This window comes from Methylobacterium sp. XJLW, assembly GCF_003254375.1.
GTDB lineage: Bacteria > Pseudomonadota > Alphaproteobacteria > Rhizobiales > Beijerinckiaceae > Methylobacterium > Methylobacterium fujisawaense.
Window position 1 is genome coordinate 3,577,255 of the sequence record NZ_CP016429.1, and the last position, 25,378, is coordinate 3,602,632.

The window sequence follows — 25,378 nt, forward strand, 5'->3', positions numbered from 1 at the left end:
ATCCGGGACGGTTTCAGGGTGCGTCAGACGCGATCAGGTGGAAGAAGCTGCCGGTGACGGGGCCGACCCGATGTCCGGCAAACCCCAGGTCCACACCCTCCGCATCCGAAACGCGAGCGAGCGCTGATGCCTCCGGTGCGATCGGCGAGAGCTCGGTGGCGTAGTGGAACTCGTGGCCGATGAGGCGCGCCCCGTCTTCTCCGAGCATGCCGGATCCGCAGAGCCGCGCGACGCGATAGCCGAGATGCAACTTGCGGCGGTGATAGGATGTCGCCACCGGGAGGAGGCCCGCCATGGGATGGGTGGTGCCGTCGGCGTCCTGAAGCGTCTGCCCGAGGACCATGTAGCCGCCGCACTCTCCGTGGACGGGGCGTGTCCTGGCGAAGTCGCGCAGCCCGTCCAGGAAACGGACGGCGCCGGCGATCCGGCCCGCATGCAGTTCGGGATAGCCCCCCGGCAGCCAGCAGACGTCGCAATCCTCCGGTGGGCCTTCGTCGGCGAGGGGTGAGAAGGGGACGAGTTCGGCACCGGCCAACCGCCACCCGGTCGCAAGGTGTGGATAGAGGAAGCTGAACGCCGCGTCCCGAGCGACCGCCACGCGTTGTCCGGGCGGCCGCGGTAGCCGGCCGCCGGAGGCCGGCACGGTGCCGCCCGCACTGGCCGTGACGGCGTCGAGGTCGATACCGGCTTCCGCGAGGTCGGCCAGCCGGTCGAGGCGGGCGGTAAGATCCGCGGTCTCGCCGGCCTGGACGAGCCCGAGATGGCGTTCGGGCAGGACCAGCTGCGCGTCGCGCATCAGGGCGCCGAGCACCGGCAATCCAGCGCGTTCCATGCCGGCTTCGACGAGCCGGCGATGGCGGTCGCTCGCCACCTTGTTGAGGATGACCCCGGCGATCCGCACGCGGGGATCGTAGAGCGTGCAGCCCAGCGCTACTGCAGCCGCCGATTGCGCCGCGCCCGACACGTCCACCACGAGCACGACCGGCCAGCCGTAGCGCGCCGCGATGTCGGCATTCGCCCCGGTCCGGTTCTCGGCTGCCCGGACGCCGTCGAACAGGCCCATGGAGCCCTCGGCGATCACCAGATCCGCCGCCGCCGCCGTCTCGCCCGCGAGCGTGTCGAGGAGGGGCGTCGCCATGGCGAAGCTGTCGAGATTGAAGCTCGGATGGCCGGTGGCGGCTTGGTGAAAGGCCGGGTCGATGTAGTCTGGACCGCATTTCGCGCCGCGGACCCGCAGGCCGCGCCGGGTGAGGGCGCGCATCAGGGCGAGGGTCACGGTCGTCTTGCCGGAGCTGGAGCGCGGCGCCGCGACGAGGAGGCCGGGGGCGCTCACGACGGCTGGCCCACGGTGCCGCCGGGCCGGTATCGCCGGTCGTAATCGGGCGCGTAGAGCGCGCTCTCGCGGAAGCCCTCGGCGCCGAGGGCGGGCCCAACCAGGATCAGGGCGGTGCGCTCCAGGCCGGCCGCCGCGACGAGGCCGGGCAGCGTAGCGAGATCGCCGACCAGCGCCCGCTCGTCGGGCCAGGAGGCCCGGAACACAGCCGCCGCCGGGCAGGACGGTCCGTAGAACGGGATCAGTTCCGCGGCGACCGCCTCGACCACATGAATCGACAGGTGGATCGCCAGGGTCGCCCCGGTGGCCGCATAGGCCGACAGGGTTTCCCCCTCGGGCATTGCACTCGCGCGGCCTGAGGTCCGGGTCAGGACCACGGTCTGCGCCACGCCGGGGACCGTCAATTCGCGGCGCAGCAGGGCGGCTGCGGCGGCGAAGGCCGGGACGCCCGGCGTAACCGTATAGGGAATCGCCAGCGCGTCGAGGCGGCGCATCTGCTCGGCCAGCGCGCTCCAGATCGACAGGTCCCCGGAATGGAGGCGTGCCACGTCCTGTCCGGCCGTGTGCGCCGTCCGGATCTCCGCCATGATGGCGTCGAGGTCGAGGGGGGCCGTGTCGACGATCCGGGCGCCGGGCGGACACCAGCCCAGGATCTCGGGGGCCACGAGCGATCCGGCGTAGAGGCAGACGGGACAGGCCGCGATGCGGTCGCGCCCGCGCACCGTGATCAGGTCGGCCGCGCCGGGTCCGGCGCCGATGAAATGAACGGTCATGTGTCCCGTGTCGTGTCGCATCGGACGGCCAGGGCGCAAGTGGCGCCGGCGCTCGTGATCCGCGGCAGGGCGAGGCGGCTCTGCGGCCCGGCGCCGGCCAGGGCCGTCGCCTCGGCCAGCGAGCCGACGCCGCGCAGCTGTTCGATCCGCGCCGAGCGGGTGACGATCTCGGCGTCGCGCGCCTGCAGCGCGGCGGCTGCCACGGGCTGGGGCGACAGGCCGAACCGTGCCGTCGCCGCGCGGATCGCCGGCTCTGCGGCCCGGTCGGCCGCCGTGGCGACGGCCGTCAGGCTCGACCGGTCGGCGCCGAGCGCCGCGAGCGCGCGCTCGATCAGCGCCGCGATTTCGTCGGCGTCGGTCCCCCGACGGAAGCCGATCCCGGCGACCAGCAATCCGGTCACGGCTTGGTCCAGGCCCATTGGGTCACCGGCATGGCGGTGCGCCAGCCATGCATCCCGCCGACCGGGCTCGCCCGCTCGACACCGTAGCGACGCAGGCTTCCGCCCTGCGCCGCGAAGGCCGCAAGCAGCGCGGCCTCGCCTTCGAGGGTGACGGCATTGGCCACGCAGCGACCACCGCTCCGGAGGGCCGCAAGCACCGCTGGCAGGACCCCGGGCTCGGAGACGCCGCCACCGATGAAGACCGCATCCGGCGTCGGCAGGCCCTCGAGTGCCCCGGGGGCGGTGCCGACGACGACGGAGAGGTCCGGCGTCCCCAGTGCGACGGCGTTGCGACGGATGCGCTCGGCCCGGTCCGGGCGTCCCTCGATCGCCGTGGCGCGCAGGCTCCAGTGACGGAGCATCCATTCGATCGCGATCGAGCCTGCGCCGGCGCCGACATCCCAGAGATGCAGGCCCGGATGCGGACGGAGCGCCGATAGGGTCAGAGCCCGGATCTCGGCCTTGGTGAGCTGGCCGTCATTCTCGAACAGGCCGTCGTCGAGGCCCGGGGCGAGGGGAAGGGCGTGACCGGGCCCCGCCACCGCGATCGCCACCGTGTTCAGCGCGTCGATGTCGGCGCGGTCGAACGCGTCCGCGCGGGTCGTACCGACCCGTTCATTCGGGCCGCCCATCGCTTCCAGCACCGTCAGCGTCGACGCGCCGAAGCCCCGCGCGCAAAGCAATGCGGCGAGCGCGCCGGGGGTCGTGCCGTCCCAGGACAGGACGAGCACCCGCGCCCCCGGCTGGAGATACGGCACGATCCGGGTCAGCGCGCGGCCATGGAGCGTGACCAGCGCGCATTCGGCCAGCGGCCAGCCGAGCCGCGCACAGGCGAGGCTGAAGGCCGAGGGCTGCGGGAAGGCGCGGATCTCGGCCGCCGGCACCATCCGGGCGATCTCGGCGCCGATGCCATAGTGGAAGGGGTCGCCGGTGGCGAGGAGGCAGGTCGGCTGCCCCCGCCGCGCGAGAATCTCCGGATAGGCCTCGTGGATCGGGCTCGGCCAGGGCCGCGTCTCCGCGACGAGCGGACCCGCGAGGGCGAGATGGCGTCGGCCGCCATAGACCACGCGGGCGGCATCGAGCGCGGCGGCGGCGGCCGGCGTCAATCCGGCCCGCCCGTCCTCGCCGATGCCGACGATCGACAGCCAGGGTAAGCTCGACAGCGCCTCAGGGCTCATGGACAAGGCGTCCATGGACACGGCGTTCCTGACGAGCGGCACGATGCGGATTCTGATCCTCGGCGGGACCGGCGAGGCGAGCACCCTGGTCCGGTCGCTCGCTGGTCGGGCGGATCTGTCCGTGACGCTCTCGCTGGCCGGCCGGACGGCCGCGCCGAAGCCCGAGCCCGTGCCGACCCGGATCGGCGGATTCGGCGGGATCGAGGGCCTCGCCGACTACCTGAAAGCCGACGCGATCGATTGCCTGATCGACGCGACCCATCCCTTCGCCGCGACGATGTCGCACCATGCGGCGTGCGCAGCCGCCCTGACGGCGGTGCCGATCCTCGCGATCCGCAGATCCGCCTGGACGCGCGAGCCCGGCGATCTCTGGATCGAGGTCGACCGGATGGATGAGGCGGTCGCCGCCCTCGGATCCGCGCCGCGGCGCGTGTTCCTGACGATCGGCCGGCAGGAGGCCGGGGTCTTCGCGGCGGCCCCCCAACACACCTATCTGGCGCGGACGGTCGAGCCGTTGGGCGGGATCCTGCCGGTGCCGCACCTCACCGCCCTGGAAGCCCGCGGGCCCTTCGATGTCGCGTCGGAGGCTGCGCTCATGCGCACGAACGGCATCGAGATTCTCGTCAGCAAGAATGCCGGCGGGGCGGCGACCTACGGCAAGATCGCGGCGGCGCGCACCCTCGGAATCCCCGTCGTCATGGTGCGCCGGCCGGGCAAGCCCGACGTACCGAGCGTCCCGGACGCTGCGGGCGCCCTCCGCTGGCTGGAGGCGGGCGATCACGCTGGTTCCTCAACCTTGCGGGCCGTGTAGACGAAGGGCGTCCGGCCGGCGCGCGGGATCAGCCGCGTCGTCGAGGCGCCCAGGATGACCATCGTGGCCATGTCGGCCGGCACGTCGCGCGCCTCGGCGAGGGTCGCGACCCGGATCGCCTCGTCCGGCCGGCTGATGGCGCGGGCGAACATCACCGGCGTGTGGGGCGCGCGGATCCCGGACGCGATCTCCAGAGCCGCCCCGAGCTGCCAGGGCCTGGCGGCGGAGATCGGATTATAGAGCGCGATCACGAAGTCGGCGCGCAGCACCGCCTCCAGCCGCGCGGTCACCACCGGCCAGGGCTTCAGGTTGTCCGAGAGCGACAGCGCGCAGAAATCGCCGCCGAGGGGCGCGCCCAGCCGGGCAGCGGCGGCCAGCATGGCGGTGACGCCCGGCTCCACGGTGATCGCGAGGTCGCGCCAGTCGGGCTCGCCCTGCTCCACCGCCTCGAACACCGCCGCCGCCATGGCGAAGACCCCCGGATCGCCGCCGGAGACGACCGCGACCCGTCGTCCGGAGGCGGCGAGCTGCAGCGCGTGGCGCGCCCGGTCGACCTCCACCCGATTGTCGCTGGCATGCCGGACCAGGCCGGGTCGCTCGGGCACGCGGGCGACATAGGGGAAGTAGCCGACGACATCCTCCGCCGCATCCAGCGCCCGGCGGGCGGACTCGGTCAGCAGCGCGGCATCGCCCGGGCCGAGGCCGACGACGGCAAGGCTTCCGCTCACGGCCGCCGTCCCTCTCCGGGCAGAAGGACCATGGAGAAGTAGGGTGCATCGTCGTCGGCCTTGTCGGCCAGCATCACCACCCGCTCGCCCGCCATGGTGCCGCGCTCCACATAGACCGCACGGGCGAGCAGCCCGGCGGCCGACAGAGCGGCGCGCACCTTCGGCAGATGGCGCCCAAGCTTCATCACGACGGCGGCGTCGGTGCCGCGCAGGCGCTCCGTCAGGGCCTCGAGCGACAGGGTCGCCGGCAGGACGGTGAGGACGTCGTCGCCCCAGGTGATCGGCGTACCGGCCCGAGTCCAGCAACCCGACATCCCGGTGACGCCCGGAATCACCTCCACGGGGAAGCGGTCCTTCAGGCGCCGCCACAGGTGCATGAACGAGCCGTAGAAGAACGGGTCGCCCTCCGACAGGATCGCGACGTCGCGCCCGGCGCCGAGGTGGTCGGCGAGTTTACCGGCCGCCTCGTCGTAGAAGCCCGCCAGCGCGGTGACGTATTCCGGATGCTCGGGGTGAATCTCGGTGGTGTAGGGATAGGCCAGTGCCATCTCGCGGGCCGGATCGCGCAGGATCGCGTCCGCGATGGTGCGGGCGTTGCCCCGCCGGCCGCGCTTGCAGAAATGCACCAGCACCGGCGCGCGCATCAGGATGCGCTGCGCCTTCACGGTCAGCAGATCCGGATCGCCCGGGCCCATGCCGACCCCGTAGAGCGTTCCCGTCATCGCCGCCGCGGACAGCTCCTCGGTCGGGCCGTCGAGGCGTTCGAAACCGTCCATCACTCGACCTCGCTGGCGAGCGCGTTGATAGCGGCGGCCGTCATGGCGCTGCCGCCGCGCCGCCCGTGCACGACCACGAACGGCACGCGACCGTCCCGGGCCAGCGCCTCCTTCGATTCGGCCGCGCCGACGAAACCCACCGGGATACCGATCACCGCGGCCGGAGGCGCGACGCCGGCGTCGAGCAGCTCCAGAAGGCGGAACAGGGCGGTCGGCGCGTTGCCCACCGCCACGACGCTACCCGGCAGGCGTTCGCGCCACAGCTCCATGGCGGCTGCGGACCGCGTTGTGCCGAGGCTCCGGGCGAGCTCCGGCACGCGGGGATCGCCGAGCGTGCAGACCACGTCGTTATCGGCGGGCAGCCGTGCCCGGGTGACGCCGTCGGCGACCATGCGGACATCGCACAGGATCGGCGCGCCGGCCTTCAGGGCCGCGACGCCCGCTTCCGCGAAGCCCGGCGACATCTCCACATCGGTCGGCAGGTCGGTCATCCCGCAGGCATGGATCATGCGCACGACGACGCGCTCGGCGGCGCCCGACCAGCGTCCGAGATCCGCCTCGGCGCGGATCATCGCGAAGGAGCGCGCGTAGATCGCGCCGCCGTCGCGGATATACTCATAGCGGGACGGGGATTCGTGGGCCGCGGCCGGCTCCGATCCTGTCTGGCGCAGGGCGTTCTGGCTCGCGCTCATGCCGGTCTCCTGGTCCTCCCGCTGTCCGTCCAGGTCGTCTCCGGCGCGAAGGCGGCGGACAGCCCGACGATCTTGGCTCTTCCTAACCGCTCCAGCACGGCCTCGATAGGGAGATGCATCGCCGGCTCATCGGCGGGGGCACCGCCGATCACCACGCCGTACAGACCATCGCGACCGACGAGGGTCAGGTCGGCCGGGCCCGGTCGGGCGCATCCCTTGGCGCATCCCGAGACGTGCGCGGCGCGGCCCGACGCCGCCAGGGGAGCGAACGCCGCCGCGAGGCGCGCCGCATCGGTGAGGGTCCGGGTCGACCCGGAGGCGCAGCCCGGGGCACCCGTGCAGGCATCGATCGCCCGCCGCGGGTCGTCGGCGGCAACGATGAAGTCCACCGACAGGGCCTCTCGCACCGCCGCTGCCGGGACGTCCGGGGGGGCCAGGAGCATGAAACCGCGGGTCGGCGACAGTCGAAGCTCGTCCGCGTCGAGCGTGAGCGCGGCATCCGCGAGCCGGTCGAGGGCGTCGGCCGTACTGCGACCGAAGGGCGCATCGATGGCGAGGATCTGAAGGTCCTGTCCGCCTCGTGGCTGCCGGGCTTGGCCGGGCCATACGCTTTCGCCTCCGCGCGCTGCGACGTGTGGTCGCTTTCCGCTCCGCAGCGCCTCCGTCAGCGTCGCCCTCTCGTCTTCCGACAGATCGCGCATCCGGCGCCGGCCGGTCCGCGCGAAGGCGGTGAGCACGGCGGCTACCACGTCTGGCGCTTCCCGTTCCCCGCAGGTCAGAAGATCCTGCCGCCCCTCGCCGCAAGCGATCGTGATCGCAACGCGGCCGGGTGCGTTAGCGATCACGGCGCAATCGGCCTCCGCGGTCGCCCGATCGACGCGTCCCTCGATCACGACCAGGGTCTTGGCCGGCAGGCCGGGAATCGTCAGCCCCGCCGCTTCGACGGCACGGGCCAGTCCCGGCACGTCGATGGCCTCCTCCGGATCGCGGCCCGCCAGCGGGCTCGTGAGCGTCAAGCGCTGAGGCCCGCCATCGGCCCGCACGTCGCCGAGGCCCTGGGCCGAGAGCCACGCGGCAAGGGAAGCCTGCGTCGCCTCGGTGACGCCCCGGATCTGGAGATTCGCCCGCGCGGTGAGATCCAGGTGCCCGTTCCCGAAGCGCCGCGCGCCCTCCGCCACGGCGCGGGCCTGACCGAGGGTCAGGACGCCCAGGGGCGGGTGTACCCGCGCCAGCAAGCCGTCGCCCGTGGGCATTGGCCGGGTCAGGCCGGGGCACCAGCCCCGACGGCTCGCCGCCTCGGGCAGCGCACGTCCATGCGGGCGCGGAGCGACGCTCATTCGGCGGCCTCGTGCAGCAAGGCGTCCGCCGGAAGAGCGTTGCGCCGGCTGTGCCAGAGTCCCCGGTCCCGGGCAGCGTCGAACCGTTCCAGGATCGCCCGGGTGGCCGCGGGGTTGGCGGCCCGCAGGCGCTCGAACACCTCGGTATCGGCGATCCAGGCGGCGTACAGCGTCTCGAAGCCAGCATCGGACACCGCATCGCTGGCGGCGGCGAGGACGAAAACCGCATCGAGCCCCTGAGCCAGTTCCTGCGCGCCGCGATAGCCGTGACGGAGCTGGGCGGCGATCCAGCGGGGATCGGCGAGGCGGCCTCGGATCAGGCGGGCCGCGTCCTCCCGGGCGGTTCGGGCTTTCGGTCGCTCCGGCTGCGAGACATCGAGGCTGTAGAGCGCGGGGCTCGCCCCCTCCAGGGCAGCGGCGGCCGCGAAGCCGCCCATCGCGTCCACAGCGGCATCCCCGTCGAACAGATCGCGCTCGGCCACGTCGAAGGCGTGGAGATAGGCGTCGGCTCCCGCCACCCGGGCGGAGAAGTCCGCATCCGGCGCCTCGCGGTCGCCATAGGCGTGCGTGCTGGCCGCAAGATAGGCGCGACCGAGATCGGCGCGGCCATCCCATGTGCCGTCGAGGGCCGTTGCGGCGGTACCGGCGCCGTAGCGGCCCGGCGCGGCGCCGTAGACCCGAACGGCCGTCTCGCCGCGTCGGCGGGCCGCCGCCAGCGGATTCTCGTCGTCGGCCTCGTCCCTGTCGGCCACGGCGCGGGTCGCCCGGTCGAGCAGCGCCAGGGTCTCCGGGAACGTGTCGCGGAACGCTCCGGAGACCCGCACGGTGACGTCGATCCGGGGCCGGTCGAGCATCGCCAGCGGAAGGATCTCGAAACCGGTGACGCGGGTGCTGGCATGGTCCCAGACCGGCCGCACGCCCATGAGGGCGAGGGCATGCGCCACATCCTCGCCGCCGGTGCGCAGTGTCGGCGAGGCCCAGAGATCCATGACGATCCGGGCCGGATAGGCACCCTCGTCCTGAAGGTAGCGGGTCACCACGGCGGCGGCGGCCCTCTCACCGAGGAGCGCGGCGGCGCGGCTCGGGATGGCCCGTGGGTCCAGGGTTGCGAGGTTGCGTCCGGTGGGGAGCACGTCGCTGCGCCCGCGGGACGGCGAGCCGGAGGGCCCCGGCCGGACGAATCGGGCGTCGAGGGCTGCGAGCAGCCCGGTCCGCTCGGCGGCGGCGCTTGCCAGCACCGCCTCCGCGGCCTCGCCCGGGGCTCGGGCGAAGACGTGGAGACCGTCGCGGAAGACGGTCTCGCCGAGGTCGCAGAGGTGCGCGTCCAGCCGGGTCAGCGCCTCGTCCATCGGCGTGTCCGCGCCGATGCCGGCGCCGTCGAGCAATCCGGCGGCCTCGGCCTCCTCGAGGATGGTGCGGGCCACCAGTTCGGCGCGGCGGGGATCGAGCACGCTCGCGGCGGCGTATTCCTCCACCAACTCGCGCAGGCGTGCGGCCTCCGGCTTCAACGCGTGGACGGCGACGTCCGGCGTCAGGTGACCGAGCGCGACGCCGCCGAGGCGCCGCTTGACCGGCGCGGCCTCGCCCGGATCATCGACGATGAAGGGATAGACCACCGGCAGGCCGCCGACGCACAGCGCCGGCAAGCAGGTGGGGGACAGGGCCACGGCTTTGCCGGGCAGCCACTCGGTTGTCCCGTGCGTACCGAGCTGCACCAGAACGTCGAAGTGCTGCTGCAGGCCGAGATGGAACGCCAGATAGGCATGGGTCGGAGCCCGGTCGAGATCGTGGTAGCCGGCCTTGCGATCGGGATCGCGCCCGCGGTCCGGTTGCAGGAAGACGTCGAGCCGACCGCGGTCACGGATCGCCCCGTCCCCGGTGCGATCCGGAGCGACGCTCCGATCGGATGCGGTCGTGCCCGTCAGCATCCGGAACCGGAAGGCGCCGTCGACGCAGGCCGGATCGGATTCGGCCTCGCCCCAGACGGCGGTGATCGAGGCGCGCGTCTCTTCGGGGAGGGTGTTCCACCAGGCCTGGTAGGCGGGGAGGGGCACGCGGAACGCGGCCGGACCCTCCGTGAGATCCGCCATCAGCGTTCCGGCTTCCGGAAGCGCCCCCGTCGCGTAGCCCGCGGCGGCGAGGTCGGCGGCGATGGCGCGGGCGCTCTCGGGCGTGTCGAGACCGACGGCGAAACCGGCCCGGCCGCCCCGGGCCGGATAGTCGGACAGGACCAGGGCCACGCGGCGCGCCGGTCGGGGCAGGGCGGCCAGCCGCAGCCATCCCGCGGCCCGGTCTGCCAGGGCGGCGATGCCTGCGGGGTAGGGCACGGCCCGCCGCTGGGTGAAGCCGGCGACCTCCGGGCTTTCCTCCTTGAAGGAGATCGGAAAGCCCGAGAGCCGGCCGTCGAATTCCGGCAGCGCGATCTGCATGGCGAGATCGGACGCACCGAGGCCACGGGCCGACGCCTCCCAGGCCACGCGCGGTGACCCTACCGTGAAGGCCTGAATGACCGGGCAGCCGGCGCCGTCGAGGACGAAGTCGGTGCCGTCCTCACGCGCGGAGAACGCCGTGGCTGCGATGACGAGGTCGGGCCTGCGCGCCCGCACCGCATCGGCGACTGCCGCGGCGGCCTCGGGCTCCTTCAGGCTCGACACGACCAACGGCAGAGCCCCGATCCCGCGGGCGCGCAGGGCGGCTGAGAGTGCGACGAACGGCTCGGTGTCGCCGCCCAGCACGGCGGAGCGATAGATCAGCAGCAGGGCCAGCGGATGGGCGGGCGACGGCGCGCCGTCGAGCGGGATCGCCGTTTCAGCCGCGGCAATGGCTGTTTCGAGGGGAAGAGCGCCGCAACCCGGACACCAGGGAAAGCCGCGGGGCAGGGGCTGCGGAGGCTCGACCGCCCCCTCGGCGCCCAGCCGGATGGCCAGGGATCGCAGCATCCGCCGGAGATTGCCGGGACCACCGGCACGGAAATAGGCGTCGAGTTCCCCGGCGAGGGCGGGATCGGTGGAGAACGGCGCGAGACGGGGGTCCGGCCGGTCGTCGCCCGGCAGGACCGCGAGCACGACGCCGTGCGCCCGCGCGGTTTCGGCGCAGCGCTCGATCCCGTAGCGCCAGTAATCCAGTCCGCCCAGGCAACGGATCACCACGACCTTGGCGTGCGCCACGACGCGTTCGACGTAGAGATCGACCGACAGCGGATGCCGCAGTTTGGCGAGCTTCGCGAGCCGGAGACTCGGCAGACCGGGCTCTGCGGCGTGGGCCTGACCGACCGCCGCGAGGTCGCTGTCGGTGAACGAAAGCACAACCAGATCGCCGGGCTCTTGCCCGAGATCCACCGCCGCCTCACCCTCGTCGAGCGAGACGGTATCGATGCGCACGAGATGCATCGACGGCCCCTAAACCGCGGCCGCGCGCACCGGCGCGCCGCCGTCAGCCGCGCAGGCGCGCGCGGCGGCCGTCATCCCGCGAGGGCCGCAGCGACAGCGCGCTGGTCGAACCCCTTGAGGCCGATCACCACGAGGTTGCCGTCCCGGGCCTCCCCAGACTTCCACGGCCGGTCGAAATGGTGGGCCACGCGCCGGCCGACCCCCTGCACCACGAGGCGCATCGCCTTGCCCTCGACCTCGGCGAAACCCTTGATCCGCAGGACGCCCGGGATCTCGGCTGCCTTCTCGACCCGGGCCGCCAGATCGCCCGCCGTGATCGCGGGGCGGACGGGCAGCGCCACGGTCTCGAAGTCGTCGTGGTCGTGATCCTCGCCCTCGCCGTGATGCGACGGACGGGAATCGAGATCGTCCTCGGCGGCCGCCGCGAGACCGAGCAGCACCCGCGGGTCGATGACGCCGTTCTCGGTCTCCACCACCTTCACGGCCCGGGGCAGGTGGCCTTCCACCTCGGCACGCACCCGAGCGCGGGTCGGGGCATCGATGAGGTCGGCCTTGTTGAGGACCACGAGGTCGGCGCAGAGGAGTTGGTCCTCGAAGACCTCTTCCAGCGGATTGTCGTGATCGACCGATTGGTCCGCGGCCCGCTGGGCGGCCAGTGCCTCCGGATCGTCCGCGAAGACGCCGGCGGCGACGGCCGGGCCGTCGACCACTGCGACGACCCCGTCGACGGTGACCCGCGAGCGGATCGCCGGCCACTGGAACGCCTGAACCAACGGCTTCGGCAGCGCGAGGCCCGAGGTCTCGATCAGGATGTGCTCCGGCGGCTCGGCGCGGCCGAGGAGAGTCTCCAGCGCCGGAACGAAATCGTCCGCGACCGTGCAGCAGATGCAGCCATTCGGCAGCTCGACGATAGCCTCTTCGGTGCAGCCTTCGACCCCGCAGGCGGCGAGGAAGGACTTGTCGAAGCCGACGTCACCGAACTCGTTGACCAGGATGGCGAGGCGGCGCCCCCTGGCGTTCTCGACCACGTGGCGGACCAGCGTCGTCTTGCCGGCTCCGAGGAAGCCCGTGACGATGGTGCAGGGGATCTTGTTCACGATGGTCATTCCGCGGCCTCCAGGGTGCCGGCGGGGAGCGGGCGGGGTTCAGGGAACGGGGGGATGCGGGCGATCACGCCCTTGCGAAAGGCCTCCGGACGCTCGCGCCAGGGCACGATGCCGTCCGAGGTCGCCGCATAGGCCGCGAGTCCGGCGAGGATGGTCTCCGCCGAGGCGGCCGGATCCATGTCGCCGTAGACGTAGGTCCAGCGGTCGGCCGAGGCGACCGCCACGGTGCAGGGCCGCTTGCAGACCGACAGGCATTCCACCGCCTCGACCCGCAGGTCCGGCGTGCCGGCGCTCCCGGCCTGCAGCGCCTCCAGAAGGCGTGCTCCGGCGCGCGGTCCATCCGGATCGTCGTCCGGACGGCGGCAGGTCGTGCAGACGTACAGGACGGTCTCAGGCACGGGCCGTTCCCCGTTGCGTGTCGCGGGAAAACGCCTGCCACGCCCAGCCGAGCCCCAACCCGATCAGGATCCAGAAGACGAAGCTGATCGCCAGCGACCGGGCGGCGAACTGTGCGGCCAGCGCGGCCGGAAGCTCCGACGCGGCCTCCGGTGCCTGCGGGGCGCCGACGACGTGGGGGGTTATGATCAGGACGAGGCCACCCAGGATCGTAATCAGAGCACGGCGGATCGTGATCAGGTAGAGCCCCATTCCGGTCGCCGCCGCGGTCATCACCCACCAGGCCTGCCGCGCGGCCAGCGGTGCAGCGGCGCTGCCGGGCAGTTCCGGCGGCAGGCCGAGGCCCGGCGCGAGGGCGACGCTGGCGAAGCCCGCCACCGCGAAGGCGAGACCGACCTGTGGCGTCGGCTCGCGGCCGCAGGCGATCATCACCGCGCCGAGCAGCAGGGCGTAGCCGACGCCGCCGACGAGGGTCGCAAGACCGGTGAAGGCCATCCGCGGCAGGCCGGGGCCGGGCTGCCATTCCGGTGCCGCGTCGGGCGCGGCATGGTCATGCCCGGCATGGGCGAGCACGATCGGAAGGGCCTTCGCGGCCTGATGCGAGGGTTCCTGCTGCTCGTAGCGCTCGGCCGCGACGATCAGCGGCGAGGTCAGCGTGAGTTCGAGGCCCGTCACAACGGCAGCCGCGAAGAAGCCGGCGGCCAGGGCCGCCGACAGAAGCCGAATGATCATCCCTGCGCCGAGGGCGTCAGTGACAGGGGAAGTTCTGGGTATGGCGGAAGTCGTGCGCCGCGTTGTGGAACGCGATCGCCGGCGAGAAACCCGCCATGAACAGCAGGCCGAGGCCCAGCATGGCCGCGAGCGCGACGGCGACCGGACGCTCCGACGAGCGGGTACCGGCGGCGACGGGGGCGAGGGTCTGAGCGGTCATCGTCGAGTGTCTCCAGCCGCCCCACCGGCGGCATTGCGGGATCCTGTTGCGACGGCAGGTCTCCTGGCTCGCGGCTCGGCGCGCCCACCGCCTTCCCGGATCGCTCCGGTGGCGCTTGGCAGGCGCTCGCCGCTCACAGTTGCGGGGGCAGCCGCGGAATCGGGGCGAAACCCCTCACCGCATTCCCTTTTCACCCCGTTGCCAGGGCACCGTCACCGACACGTTGTAGACGCATGCCGGCGACGACACAACGGAGCGGCGCCAGATCCGTTCGGATTCCCGTGCGTCCCTTCGCGGGTGGCCGGGCTTGACGTCCGCGCCCCGATGCGGGCACCGCCGCACCGGATGCCCGGCCGGCCCGGCATGGGCGCCTCCGCTCAGTTCTCGGAGACCCGATGGCCCTCGCAGACGATCCGAGCCCGGTCCTCGTCGATCTCGCCACCGGCCGCGGCCCCCGGATCGTACAGGACGAAGGCACCGCCTGGCTCGAGATCGATCTGGACGGTCGCTTTCCGATCCGCGCGGTCGCGCTGCGACCCGTACAGGATACTGTCGCGCCCGAGGTCGGCGATGTGGCCGTCGAGGTCTCGCAGGACGGCGTCACGTGGTCCGCGCCCGACATCGTCGGCTGGATCGCCAAGCCGGGCGCCCTCGTGGCCGCCATCGGCGCCGACGAGCGGGCCTGGGCGCGTCTCGTGCGGATCGCGGTGCCGGATCCGGCGCTCGTCGCAGGCGTCGACATCCGCGCCGATGAAGCCGCCATCGACCTCATCGCCCTGCGGGCGCTGCTCGGGCTCGACATCACGCTCCTGAACGAGAAGCCCGGCGCTAACGTCTACGTCACCTACAATCTCGAATCCGCGCCTGGCCAGGCAAGCCGCAACCTCGTCGGCCTGTCGCTGTTCGAGAACGGCGCCTTCGGGAACTGCCTCGTGCAGTACATCATCGCGGTCTCGATCGCGAAGGCGCTCAACCTGAAATACATCAAGGTCCCGAAGGTCGACCGCAGCAAGGTGATCTTTCTGACCCAGAGGCTGACCTGCGACGGCATCACGTTCATTCCGCCGGACGAGCCGCTTCCGCCGGACGGTTACTTCCTGTCCGGGCTGTATTTCGATCCGACGCAGTTCGAGCGGGTGACGGCGCTGCAGGGCCCGATCGACTCGCGCGCGATCGTTCAGGATGTGATCCGGCCCCTGTTCAACGGCCTGCCGCGGACATTTGCGGCCAAGCCCGACGATCAGCTCCTGATCCATATCCGGTCGGGCGACATCTTCAGCACCTGGGTCGACCCGCACTATCCGCAGCCGCCCTTCGCCTTCTACCGGATGGTCATCGACCGGCTGCAGGCCGAGGGCCGCATTCGTTCCGTCAAGCTCGTCTTCGAGAACCGTCTCAACCCGGTCATTGCAGAAGTGGAGGCCTATGCGGCGCAGCGCGGCCTGCCCGTAGAGATCCAGAGCGAATCGCTGATCTCCGACGTCGCCGCTCTGGTGAACGGCCGCTACCTCGTCTTCGGGCTCGGAACCTTCGGGCCGGCGATCTGCCACCTCTCGGAGCGCGTCGAGCAGGTGTTCTACTTCGCGTCCAATTGGCCGCAGGGCTTCCAGTCGATTCCCACGATCGGGAAAGTGGTCGAGGTTCGCGATCGCGAAGGCCGGTACATGAAGGTCGGCGAGTGGCAGAATACCGACGCTCAGCGCCGGAGCATGGTGGAGTACCCGGCCGAAGCTCTCGCCTTCGACGATGTCTGATCGGTCGCGCCGGTCACGATCCGACCGGCGACGACCCCGCTGCCTGCATCCCGGCCGAACACGTCACGGTGCGGTCCTGAGACGTTCCGCGGGTGCGCCGGCCGAACGCGCCGAGCCGCCATCGCGGACCTTCAGAGCGTCCATGTACATCCGTTCGACATCCGCCTTGAAGGCGGCGCGGGAATCCGGACGCGTGTAGAACATGTGGCCGCCGGGATAGACTGCGAGGCTCAGGCGACCGGCACTGTAGGCCGGGACCTGCGCCAGCAGGAGCTTCGAGGCGAAATACGGGGTTACGAGATCGGTGAATCCGTGCGCCACGAGGACACGCAGGTGCCCGTCGAGGGCCAGGGTGCCCTGAAGGTTCGAGAGCACCTCCGGTGCCTGTCGTCCCGAGCCCCAGCTCCAGCCCCGATTGACCGCATTGTTCAGGAGCTCGTAGCGCATGTTGGCCACGGGCCATTTCAGCGTGCGCGCGTAGAGATCGAGCATCGCGCTGGTCAGCGGCGCCTGGAGCGCGGTGAGCTGCGGATCCTCGAAGCTCGATTGCGCGGCGGCCGGATTCGGGTCCCAGCCGGTGATGCCGGTATCGTAGGCGCTCGTCACGCGACCTTCGGCACGATCGATCTCCCGCTGGACGCTTCGGGTCGAGAGGCGCGCCGCCTGTGCGCGGACCAGGGCGGGATCGAGCCCGACCAGCGGGGCGACCTTCTCGGTCATCCGCGCAACCGCCGCGGAATCGCTCGGCCCCTTCAGGAGATCCGTTAGATAGGCACCGGATGCGTAAGCTTCGGCATCCCCCAGCAAGGCCGGCGTGGGTACCGTCCCGGCCCGCTCCAGCGCGCCGGCCGCCAGCGACGGCAACTTCAGCACGTAGCCCCAGGGATTGGCCCGCGGGGTCTCCAGCCACCCGAAGTCGAGCACCGGCGAGAGCAGCACCATGCCCGACAGGCCGACGCCGATCTCTTCCTGGAGCTTCTCCGTGATCAGCGGGCCGCGGAACCCGCCATAGCTCTCGCCGACGAAGAACTTCGGGCTCGCTAGACGATCGTTGTTGCGCAGGTAGCGGGCGATGGCTGCCGAGAGGGTCGCGGCGTCGGACTCGATCGACCAGTAGGCCTTGCCGTTGCCGTCCGCGGCCCGGCTGTAGCCGGTGCCGACGGGGTCGATGAAGACGAGATCGGTGAAGCCGAGCCACGTCCCGTCGTTGGGCGTGAGCGTGACCGGCTGCGACGGGCTGATGCTGTCGCCGCCGACGGGCAGCCGCCAGGGGCCGATCGCCCCGATGTTGAGGTAGGCCGACGCGGCGCCCGGGCCGCCATTGACCGCGAAGGTCACCGGGCGCTCCTGGCCGTCCTTGGACGCCACCGTGTAGGCCACGAAGGCGATCTCGGCCTGCAGCTTGCCGGCCTCGTCGACGAGCGGCAGGCTGCCGGCCGTGGCGGTGAAGTCGAGGACCCTGCCGTCAGGCAGCGTGACGCTCTGCTTCGTGACGGAATCCGGGGGCAGGCGTCGTCCGTCCGGCCCGCGCGGTGCCGGCTTGCTCTCCGCGGGCGGATGTCCGTGCGGCGCCTCCTCTGCCCAGCCGGCGGAGGGCAGGGCGATGAGCATGCCGAAGCCGAGCGCGGCGCGCGCGAGACGTCTGTTGAGGGCCACCATCACGCCTTCTTGTTCCAGCGTCCGGAATCGTCCTGCTGCCAGTAGGCGACCGTGTGGCCCGCCTCCTTGGCCTGCTTCCACTGCTCGCGCGCCCTCAGAAGGGCGTCCTGATCGGTCCCGTCGAACAGGATACAGATCCGCTCATACGCGCCGGCATCGGGCGGCAGGTCGGCGCCCTCGACGAGGAAGCGGATCGAGGCCGCGTTCGGGTTCACGTCCCGAAGTGTCAGCACCACCGGCTGGCTCGCCGCGTCGGGCTCGCGATCGGTCCCGTGCGGCAGGAAGCTCTCGTCGGAATAGGTCCAGAGGTGGTCGTCCAGCGCCTGCAGACGCTCCTCGCTGGCGGCCTGGATCGCGGCCTGCCAGCCGCGGTCCAGCGAGCGCTCGACGAGGCTCGGCAGCACCCGTTCCAGGGGCTGCCGCTGCATATGGTAGAAGAGGATCTCGGTCACGATGCCGAGGATATAGGGCTCCGGCCCGCCGCGCGAGCAGCGGCGCGCCGCCGCGGCTCAGACCAGCCGGCTCTGTTCGATCGCGGCGCCGACGAAGCCCTTGAACAGCGGGTGCGGCTCGAAGGGGCGCGACTTCAGCTCCGGGTGGAACTGCACGCCGATGAACCACGGGTGCCCGACATGCTCCACGGTCTCGGGGAGGAGGCCGTCGGGGGAGACGCCGGAGAAGCGCAGGCCCTTGGCCTCCAGCCGCTCGCGATAGGCCATGTTGACCTCGTAGCGGTGGCGGTGGCGCTCCGAGATCTGCTCGGACCCGTAGATCTGGGCGATCTTGGATGTGGGATCGAGCTTCGCCTCATAGGCACCGAGCCGCATCGTGCCGCCGAGATCGCCGGCCGCAGCCCGCCGCTCCAGCTCGTTACCGCGCAGCCACTCGGTGAGCAGGCCGACCACCGGCTCGGACGTCTCGCCGAACTCCGTGGAATTGGCGTCCGGCATTCCCGCGAGCGAGCGGGCGGCCTCGATGACGGCCATCTGCATCCCGAAGCAGATCCCGAGATAGGGGATGCGCTTCTCGCGAGCGTAGCGGGCCGCGCGGATCTTGCCCTCGGCGCCGCGCTGGCCGAACCCGCCCGGCACCAGGATTCCGTTCAGGCCCTCCAGGAACGGCGCGGGATCCTCGCGCTCGAACACCTCGGCCTCGATCCATTCGAGGTTGACCTTGACCCGATGGCTGATGCCACCGTGGGTCAGCGCCTCGGTCAGCGACTTGTAGGCGTCTTTGAGCCCCGTGTACTTGCCAACGATGGCGATGGAGACCTCGCCCTCGGGGTTGCGCACGCGCTCGGAGATCGTCCGCCAGCGGCCGAGATCCGGCTCCTCGCCGTGCTCCAGGCCGAAATGGCCGAGCACCTCGCGGTCGAGGCCGGCTGTCCGGTAGGAGAGCGGCACCTCGTAGATCGACGCCACGTCCCGCGCCTCGATCACCGCGGTCTCGCGGACGTTGCAGAACAGCGCGAGCTTGCGGCGCTCATCGACCGGGATGTCCCGGTCGCAGCGGCAGAGCAGGATGTCGGGCTGGATGCCGATGGAGCGCAGCTCCTTCACGGAATGCTGCGTCGGCTTCGTCTTCAGTTCGCCCGCGGACGGGATGTAGGGCAAGAGCGTCAGGTGGACGTAGCAGCAGGTGCCGCGGGGCAGTTCCTGGCCGAGCTGGCGGATCGCCTCGAAGAACGGCAGCCCTTCGATGTCGCCCACGGTGCCGCCGATCTCGACGAGCACGAAATCGAACGCGTCGTTGCCGTCGAGGACGAAGTCCTTGATCGCGTTGGTGACGTGCGGAATCACCTGGATCGTGGCGCCGAGATAGTCGCCGCGGCGTTCCTTGGCGATGATGTCCTGGTAGATCCGGCCCGTGGTGATGTTGTCGGCCCGGCTCGCCGGGACTCCGGTGAAGCGCTCGTAATGCCCGAGGTCGAGATCGGTCTCGGCGCCGTCGTCGGTGACGAACACCTCGCCGTGCTGAGTCGGGCTCATCGTGCCCGGATCGACGTTCAGATAGGGGTCGAGCTTGCGCATCCGGACCCGGTAGCCGCGGGCCTGCAGCACCGCCGCCAGGGCTGCGGAGGCGAGCCCCTTGCCGAGGGAGGAGACCACGCCGCCGGTGATGAAAACGTACCGCGTCATGGGCCTCGGTCCATAAAGAAGCTGCTGCCGTTTGCCAAACGACCCGTGCCCCGGCCCGCGCATGGGCTGGGGATCATGGAACGCATGGCACGGACCGGCTGAGTGCCGGCCCGTCGGAGATGGAATGAGACGCTGCGCCGTTCCGGGCGCAGCCCGTCAGCGGGATTGCGGCGCGTCCGGGACCGCCGGCTGGGCGGGCGCGGCCGGCTGGGCCGGCGCCGTGGCGGGCACCCGGTCCTGTTGCTGGCGGAGCGTGTCGAGCAGGTTGTCGGCGCCGGTCGGCTGCTTGGCGGGCTGGCCCGACGTCTGCGGCGCGCCGGTATCGAGGATCGATTTCGGCGCCGCGGAGCGATGCGACAGGATGGCGAGCGCCAGGCTGGTGGTGAAGAACAGGGCCGCCAGGATCGCCGTGGCCCGGGTCAGGGCGTTGGCCTGGCCACGGCCGGTCATGAACCCCGCGACGCCGCCGCCGCCTCCGCCGCCGAGCCCGAGGCCGCCCTCGGAGCGCTGAAGCAGCACGACGCCGATCAGCGCGAGGACGATGATGAGGTGGACGACGATCAGGACGGTCTGCATCGGTGTTCCGGGATCTTCTTCAGCGCCGCGCGCCGGCAGCGGGCACCGGGAGACGAACGCACGAGGGCCGGAGCCCGCCGTCGCTTCCGGTGCTCCCCGGCACGCATGCGTGCAGCGGAAGCCTCGTGGGCGACTTTGCGGGCGGACCGGCCGGAATTGGGCGACGGCATACACCACCGGCCGTCCGCCGCCAACCTGACGCGCGCGGCCGGCTGTCGGCGGCGCCCCTCGCCTTCGGCCGCGCCGCGTGGTTTCTGGACGGGAGAGAGCGGCCGATCGAACGCGCCGCCCCGTCCGGGAGGCCAACCATGTCCGTGTCACGCCGGGTGGCGCTCGTTGCCGCCATCGCCGCGCCCGTTCTGATCCGCGCCGTCCCCGGCACGGCCGCCGGGCCCGACGCCGCCGCCGTGGAGCAGGCCGTCGACGCTCTGACCCAAGCCTTGCTGGCCGCGGACGGGCCTGCCCTCGACGCCCTGGTCCTCGACGGTCTGAGCTACGGACATTCCAGCGGTCAGGTGCAGGACAAGACGGCGTTCGTCGAAACGCTCACCAGCAAGCGCTCGGCCTTCCCGAGCATCACCCTGTCGGACCGCTCCGTCTCGGTGGTCGGCGACGACGCCGTCGCCCGCCATGTCTTCACGGGCGAAGTCGTCTCGGGCGGCAAGACGGCGCCGGTGCATATCGGCGTGATGCAGGTCTGGCACCGGGATCACGGCCGCTGGCGGCTGCTCGCGCGTCAGGCCTTCAAGATCTGACAGCGCCTCCGTGCGATCGCCGCTCCGCCCGCGCCAGCGGAGCAGTCCGGTGCCGCCCCACTCAGGCCCTGCAAAGACTGAAGTCTCTTTGCAACGCGTGACGACGGCAAGCGCCGCGAGCGCATCGAACCGTCAGAGGCGCGCTCAGGCGTAGGCGGCGCAGATCCCCAGGAAATCCGCGGCCACGAGACTCGCGCCGCCCACCAAGGCGCCGTCGACGTTGTCCACCGACAGAAGTTCGCGGGCATTTCCGGGCTTCACCGAGCCGCCATAGAGGATGCGGATCTTGTGCGCCTCGTCGCCCACGAGCTTGTCGAGCATCTCGCGCAGGGATGCGTGGACTTCAGCGATGTCGCGCGGCGTCGGTGTCCGGCCCGAGCCGATTGCCCAGACCGGCTCGTAGGCGATCACCGTATCGGCCGCCGTGGCGCCCTTCGGCAGGCCGATGGCGAGCTGCGCCCGGACGATGTCGAGGGCCCGGCCTTGCTCGCGCTCCTCGATGGTCTCGCCGACGCAGATGATGCCGCACAAGCCGGCACGCCGGGCACCCAGCGCCTTGGCGTGGACGCCGTCATCGGTCTCGTGGTGGTAGGCCCGACGCTCGGAATGACCGACGATCACGTATTGCGCGCCGAGATCGGCGAGCATCTCGGCCGAGATCGAGCCGGTGAAAGCGCCGCTGGGGCGGGCATGGAGGTTCTGGCCGCCGATGGCGATGGGCGAGCCGGCGGCCGCCGCCACGCAGGAGCCGATCAGCGTCGCGGGCGGGCAGATCAGCACGTCGATGCGGGCCGCGAGGTCGGGCGAGAGCCCGTCGCGAATCGCTTCGACCACCTGGATGGATGCCCGGGTCCCGTTCATCTTCCAGTTGCCGGCGACAAGCGGCCTGCGCCCCGATTGCGTCATTCCTGCCCTCGCTCCGCCGCGGCGTTTCCCGAAGTTGCCGGGGCCTACCAGAGCGAGCTTGAGCGCGCAAACGCGCCGAAGCGCCTGAGTCTTTGCCTGTGGACGCGAATGGTCTATCGCGGTCGGCTCTCAGGAACAGCGCCGGCCCGGCGACGGGACGGCTGCCGAAGGTACTTGATCACAGACCATGCTTCAGGGCATCCGCAACGCCAGCCAGCACTGGCTCGGCAAGATCGTCTTGACGATCATCTTCACGCTGCTGATCGCCGGCGTCGGGATCTTCGGCGTCGAGGAGTTCTTCCGCGGCGGCGCGAGCAACAAGGTGGCGACCGTTGGCAGCACGCCGATCACCGCCGAGCAGGTGCGCCAAGCCTATCAGAACCAGCTGCAGCGCTATCAGACGCAGTTGAAGCGTCCCCTCACGCCCGATCAGGCGCGGATGCTCGGCCTCGACCGGCAGGTCATGTCTCAGCTGATCACCGAGGCCGCCCTCGATCAGAAGACCCACGATCTCGGCCTCGTCGTGCCGGATTCCGCGGTGATCAAGGCGATCCACGAGGAGAAGAGCTTCCAGAACGCGCAGGGCCAGTTCGAGCCGCAGCTCTTCTACCAGACCCTGCAGCGGGCGGGTCTCAACGAGGGCATGTTCGTGCGCGAGCAGCGCTCCGTGATCGCCCGTCTGCAACTCGCCGAGGCGGTGTCGTCGGACCTGCATGTGCCGGTCGCCATGCGGGAGGCGGTCCACCGCTACACCACCGAGCGCCGTGCCGCCGCCTACCTGATGCTGACGCCCTCGGTCGCCGGGCAGATCCCCGAGCCGACCGACGACGAGCTGAAGACCTGGTACGAGGCCAACAAGTCCGGTTTCCGGGCGCCGGAATTCCGCGCGGTCAACCTCCTCGTGGTCGAACCCGAGGCGATGGCGAAGCCGGACGCGATCACCGAGGCCGACGCCCGCGCCGCCTACGCGCTCAACAAGGATCGTTACGGCGCGCCCGAGAAACGCACCATCCAGCAGATCGTCTTCCCCGACCCGGCTGCCGCCGAGGCGGCCCGCAAGGCGATCACCGACGGCGCCAAGACGTTCGAGGCGGTGGCGACGGAGCGCGGCACCGACGACAAGGACCTGACCCTGGGAACGCTGACGAAGAGCGAGCTGTTCGACAAGGCGGTGGCCGACGCGGCCTTCGCGCTGCCGGAGGGCGGTGTGAGCCAGCCCGTCCAGGGCCGCTTCGGCACGGTGTTGCTGCGGGTCACCAAGATCGAGCCCGGGACGGTGAAGCCCTTCGAGGCCGTGGAGGGTGAGATCCGCAAGGGCCTCGCCCTGGCCCGCGCCCGCGACGCGATGGAGACCACCCGCGACACGATCGAGGATCAGCGGGCCGGTGCAAAGCCCCTCGCCGACATCGCGGCGGAGCGTGGTCTCAAGATCGTCAGCGTCAAGGCCGTGGACGTGAACGGCAAGGGACCGGACGGGCAACGGGTCGCCGACATCCCCGATCCGGACACCACTGTGCCGGCCCTGTTCCGCGCCGAGATCGGCGGCGACAACGAGCCTCTGCGCACTAAGACCGGCGGCTATGTCTGGTACGACGTCACCGGAATTGATGCCGCCCACGACAAGCCCCTCGACGAGGTCAAGGACGGCGTGAAGGCCGGCTGGACCGCGACCGAGATCGCCAAGCGCCTTCAGGCCAAGGGCCGCGAGCTGGTCGAGAAGATCAACAAGGGCGAGACCGTGGAGGCCGCAGCGCAGGAGGTCGGCGTCAACCTGCAGGAGGCCCAGGATCTCGCACGCAATCAAGCCAAGGACATGCTCAAGCCGGATGACGTGAACCTGATCTTCGCGACCCCGGTCGGCAAGGCCGGTACGGCGGCGGCCGGAGATTCGCGCGCGGTGTTCAAGGTCACGGCGGCGACGGTTCCGGCCTTCGTTGCCGACAGCCCCAGCGACAAGCAGATCACGCAGAGCTTCCAGGCCGCCCTCGCCGACGACGTCCTGTCTCAGTACATCAGCGAGGTTCAGAAGAACGCGGGCGTCAAGGTCGATCCGGCGGCCCTGCGCCGCGCCATCGGCGGCGAGTATTGAGGCATGGCCGAAGCGCCCGATTATGCGGCCTTCGCGGCGCGCTACGAGGCCAGGCAGCCGAGCCTCGTCGCGGTCAGCCTCGTCGCGGATCTGGAGACGCCGGTCGCGGCGTTCCTCAAGCTGCGCGCCGGCCATTCCGGTCCGGCCTTCCTCCTCGAATCGGTCGAGGGTGGTGCCGTGCGCGGCCGATACTCCATGATCGGCCTCGACCCGGACCTGATCTGGCGCTGCCGGGATGGCGCGCCCGCGATCGCGCGCGGTGCCGACCTTACCCGGTTTGAGCCGGATGACCGGGCACCGCTGGCGAGCCTGCGGGCGCTGATCGCCGAGAGCGCCATCGGCGAAGAAGCCGACGGCCAGGATCTGCCGCCGATGGCGGCCGGGTTATTCGGCTATCTCGGCTACGACATGGTCCGCGCCATGGAGCGGCTGCCGGAGCCGAACCCGGATCCCCTCGGCGTGCCGGACGCCATCCTGATGCGTCCGCGGGTCATGGTGGTTTTCGATTCCATCCGCGACCTGATCACCGTCGTGTCGCCGGTGAGGCCCACGGCCGGGACGACGGCCCGGGCCGCCTATGAGGAGGCGCTTCAGCGTCTCGACCGGGTCGCCGCCGCCCTGGAAGGTCCCTTGCCGATCGAGGCGCGGGTGGACCTGTCGGCGGTCGCCCATCCCGAGCCGGTCTCCAACACGTCGCCGGACGCGTTCGCCGCCATGGTGGCGCGCGCCAAGGAGTACATCGTCGCGGGCGACGTGTTCCAGGTGGTGCTGTCCCAGCGCTTCTCGGCGCCGTTCACCCTGCCGGCCTTCAGCCTGTACCGCTCCCTCCGGCGCACGAATCCGGCGCCGTTCCTGTGCTATCTCGATTTCGAGACGTTCCAGATCGTCTGCTCGTCGCCGGAGATCCTCGTCCGGGTGCGCGAGGGGACCGTCACGGTTCGCCCGATCGCCGGAACCCGCCGCCGCGGCGCAACCCCGGCCGAGGATGCCGCGCTCGCCGAGGAACTCCTTGCCGATCCGAAGGAGCGGGCCGAGCACCTCATGCTGCTCGATCTCGGCCGGAACGATGCCGGCCGGGTTTCGCGGATCGGCAGCGTCCGGGTAACCGACTCGTTCTTCATCGAGCGCTACAGCCAGGTCATGCACATCGTGTCGAATGTCGAGGGCGACCTCGATCCACGCCACGATCCCCTCGACGCGCTGGCGGCGGGCTTCCCGGCCGGGACGGTCTCGGGGGCGCCGAAGGTGCGGGCCATGGAAATCATCGACGAGCTGGAGCGCGAGAAGCGCGGGCCGTATGCGGGCTGCATCGGCTATTTCGGTGCCCGGGGCGAGATGGACACCTGCATCGTCCTGCGCACCGCGGTGGTGAAGGATGGTCAGATGCACGTCCAGGCCGGGGCAGGGATCGTGTACGATTCGGATCCTGCCTCCGAGCAGCAGGAATGCGTCAACAAGGCCAAGGCGCTGTTCCGCGCCGCCGAGGAGGCGGTGCGGTTCGCCGCGCAGGCGAAACGGGGGCAGTAGGCGGGGCCGCGAACCGGTTCCGCGCCCGATCCGATTGCCGAACGACGGGGATGGTTGACCGCGCGAATGCGAGCGGTCACATCG

At 71.3% G+C, this 25,378-nt stretch carries 23 protein-coding genes and 1 riboswitch; of the genes, 5 read left to right on the forward strand and 18 right to left on the reverse strand.

The genetic code is table 11. The annotated features are described in order from the left end of the window. Positions 1–13 precede the first annotated feature (13 nt). From A3862_RS16635 to A3862_RS16650, 4 genes are read right to left on the reverse strand one after another with little or no spacing between them, the layout of a single operon-like run. Entirely contained in the window at positions 14–1,333 is a 1,320-nt protein-coding gene (locus A3862_RS16635; RefSeq protein ID WP_043758391.1) for a cobyrinate a,c-diamide synthase, read from the reverse strand. Continuing rightward, on the reverse strand, positions 1,330–2,106 hold the full coding sequence (gene cobM / locus A3862_RS16640) for a precorrin-4 C(11)-methyltransferase (RefSeq protein WP_043758388.1): 777 nt from the start codon (positions 2,104–2,106) through the stop codon (positions 1,330–1,332). The genes A3862_RS16635 and cobM overlap by 4 nt, the downstream gene beginning before the upstream one ends. Continuing rightward, positions 2,103–2,525, reverse strand: a complete 423-nt coding sequence (locus A3862_RS16645) for a cobalamin biosynthesis protein (protein ID WP_043345283.1) — start codon at positions 2,523–2,525, stop codon at positions 2,103–2,105. The genes cobM and A3862_RS16645 overlap by 4 nt, the downstream gene beginning before the upstream one ends. Beyond that, positions 2,504–3,739: a bifunctional cobalt-precorrin-7 (C(5))-methyltransferase/cobalt-precorrin-6B (C(15))-methyltransferase gene (locus A3862_RS16650; protein ID WP_043758387.1), complete on the reverse strand. Its 1,236-nt coding sequence runs from the start codon at positions 3,737–3,739 to the stop codon at positions 2,504–2,506. Before A3862_RS16650 ends, A3862_RS16645 begins: the two co-directional genes overlap by 22 nt. On the opposite strand from A3862_RS16650, the gene A3862_RS16655 reads away from it, so the two are divergent. After that, positions 3,738–4,535 (forward strand): cobalt-precorrin-6A reductase, encoded by a 798-nt coding sequence (locus tag A3862_RS16655; protein ID WP_043758386.1) that lies wholly within the window; start codon positions 3,738–3,740, stop codon positions 4,533–4,535. The genes A3862_RS16650 and A3862_RS16655 overlap by 2 nt on opposite strands. On the opposite strand, the gene cobJ is transcribed toward A3862_RS16655, so the two are convergent. From cobJ to A3862_RS16700, 9 genes are all read right to left on the reverse strand, one after another. After that, positions 4,502–5,263 (reverse strand): precorrin-3B C(17)-methyltransferase, encoded by a 762-nt coding sequence (gene cobJ, locus A3862_RS16660; protein ID WP_043345289.1) that lies wholly within the window; start codon positions 5,261–5,263, stop codon positions 4,502–4,504. The two genes, A3862_RS16655 and cobJ, sit on opposite strands and share 34 nt — an antisense overlap. Further along, positions 5,260–6,039, reverse strand: coding sequence for a precorrin-2 C(20)-methyltransferase (locus tag A3862_RS16665; protein ID WP_043758383.1), 780 nt, complete (start codon positions 6,037–6,039; stop codon positions 5,260–5,262). Before A3862_RS16665 ends, cobJ begins: the two co-directional genes overlap by 4 nt. Continuing rightward, positions 6,039–6,611, reverse strand: coding sequence for a precorrin-8X methylmutase (locus tag A3862_RS16670; protein ID WP_051044585.1), 573 nt, complete (start codon positions 6,609–6,611; stop codon positions 6,039–6,041). The genes A3862_RS16665 and A3862_RS16670 overlap by 1 nt, the downstream gene beginning before the upstream one ends. Positions 6,612–6,727: 116 nt before the next feature. After that, the gene (cobG, locus tag A3862_RS16675) at positions 6,728–8,068 is read right to left on the reverse strand and encodes a precorrin-3B synthase (protein WP_043758380.1); all 1,341 of its coding nucleotides are present in this window, start codon (positions 8,066–8,068) and stop codon (positions 6,728–6,730) included. After that, positions 8,065–11,457, reverse strand: coding sequence for a cobaltochelatase subunit CobN (gene cobN, locus A3862_RS16680; protein ID WP_043758377.1), 3,393 nt, complete (start codon positions 11,455–11,457; stop codon positions 8,065–8,067). The genes cobG and cobN overlap by 4 nt, the downstream gene beginning before the upstream one ends. Before the next feature lie 71 nt (positions 11,458–11,528). Then, on the reverse strand, positions 11,529–12,563 hold the full coding sequence (gene cobW, locus A3862_RS16685) for a cobalamin biosynthesis protein CobW (RefSeq protein ID WP_043758374.1): 1,035 nt from the start codon (positions 12,561–12,563) through the stop codon (positions 11,529–11,531). Further along, the gene (locus A3862_RS16690) at positions 12,560–12,961 is read right to left on the reverse strand and encodes a DUF1636 domain-containing protein (protein WP_043348849.1); all 402 of its coding nucleotides are present in this window, start codon (positions 12,959–12,961) and stop codon (positions 12,560–12,562) included. Before A3862_RS16690 ends, cobW begins: the two co-directional genes overlap by 4 nt. After that, positions 12,954–13,691 (reverse strand): CbtA family protein, encoded by a 738-nt coding sequence (locus A3862_RS16695; RefSeq protein WP_043758371.1) that lies wholly within the window; start codon positions 13,689–13,691, stop codon positions 12,954–12,956. The genes A3862_RS16690 and A3862_RS16695 overlap by 8 nt, the downstream gene beginning before the upstream one ends. A 16-nt stretch (positions 13,692–13,707) precedes the next feature. After that, positions 13,708–13,890, reverse strand: coding sequence for a CbtB domain-containing protein (locus A3862_RS16700; protein ID WP_043348844.1), 183 nt, complete (start codon positions 13,888–13,890; stop codon positions 13,708–13,710). Positions 13,891–13,926: 36 nt separating this feature from the next. Next, a riboswitch (cobalamin riboswitch) is annotated at positions 13,927–14,119 on the reverse strand. A 166-nt stretch (positions 14,120–14,285) separates the two neighbouring features. On the opposite strand from A3862_RS16700, the gene A3862_RS16705 reads away from it, so the two are divergent. Further along, the gene (locus tag A3862_RS16705; RefSeq protein WP_043348841.1) at positions 14,286–15,644 is read left to right on the forward strand and encodes a discoidin domain-containing protein; all 1,359 of its coding nucleotides are present in this window, start codon (positions 14,286–14,288) and stop codon (positions 15,642–15,644) included. Between the two features lie 63 nt (positions 15,645–15,707). On the opposite strand, the gene A3862_RS16710 is transcribed toward A3862_RS16705, so the two are convergent. From A3862_RS16710 to secG, 4 genes are all read right to left on the reverse strand, one after another. Further along, positions 15,708–17,303 (reverse strand): S10 family peptidase, encoded by a 1,596-nt coding sequence (locus A3862_RS16710; protein WP_100793976.1) that lies wholly within the window; start codon positions 17,301–17,303, stop codon positions 15,708–15,710. Next, positions 17,303–17,755, reverse strand: a complete 453-nt coding sequence (locus A3862_RS16715) for a DNA polymerase III subunit chi (protein WP_043758368.1) — start codon at positions 17,753–17,755, stop codon at positions 17,303–17,305. Before A3862_RS16715 ends, A3862_RS16710 begins: the two co-directional genes overlap by 1 nt. A 57-nt stretch (positions 17,756–17,812) precedes the next feature. Next, on the reverse strand, positions 17,813–19,441 hold the full coding sequence (locus A3862_RS16720) for a CTP synthase (protein ID WP_043348836.1): 1,629 nt from the start codon (positions 19,439–19,441) through the stop codon (positions 17,813–17,815). A 156-nt stretch (positions 19,442–19,597) separates the two neighbouring features. Continuing rightward, the gene (gene secG / locus A3862_RS16725; protein ID WP_043348833.1) at positions 19,598–20,017 is read right to left on the reverse strand and encodes a preprotein translocase subunit SecG; all 420 of its coding nucleotides are present in this window, start codon (positions 20,015–20,017) and stop codon (positions 19,598–19,600) included. Between the two features lie 308 nt (positions 20,018–20,325). Here secG and A3862_RS16730 point away from each other — a divergent pair, with 308 nt between their 5' ends. Further along, positions 20,326–20,772: a nuclear transport factor 2 family protein gene (locus A3862_RS16730; protein ID WP_043758365.1), complete on the forward strand. Its 447-nt coding sequence runs from the start codon at positions 20,326–20,328 to the stop codon at positions 20,770–20,772. A 144-nt stretch (positions 20,773–20,916) separates the two neighbouring features. On the opposite strand, the gene tpiA is transcribed toward A3862_RS16730, so the two are convergent. Next, a complete protein-coding gene (tpiA, locus tag A3862_RS16735) occupies positions 20,917–21,678 on the reverse strand; it encodes a triose-phosphate isomerase (RefSeq protein WP_043348827.1) in 762 nt (253 codons plus the stop codon). 187 nt (positions 21,679–21,865) lie between these two features. On the opposite strand from tpiA, the gene A3862_RS16740 reads away from it, so the two are divergent. Beyond that, entirely contained in the window at positions 21,866–23,767 is a 1,902-nt protein-coding gene (locus A3862_RS16740; protein WP_043758361.1) for a peptidylprolyl isomerase, read from the forward strand. Between the two features lie 3 nt (positions 23,768–23,770). Further along, entirely contained in the window at positions 23,771–25,294 is a 1,524-nt protein-coding gene (trpE, locus tag A3862_RS16745; protein WP_043758359.1) for an anthranilate synthase component I, read from the forward strand. The last annotated feature ends 84 nt before the right edge of the window (positions 25,295–25,378 follow it).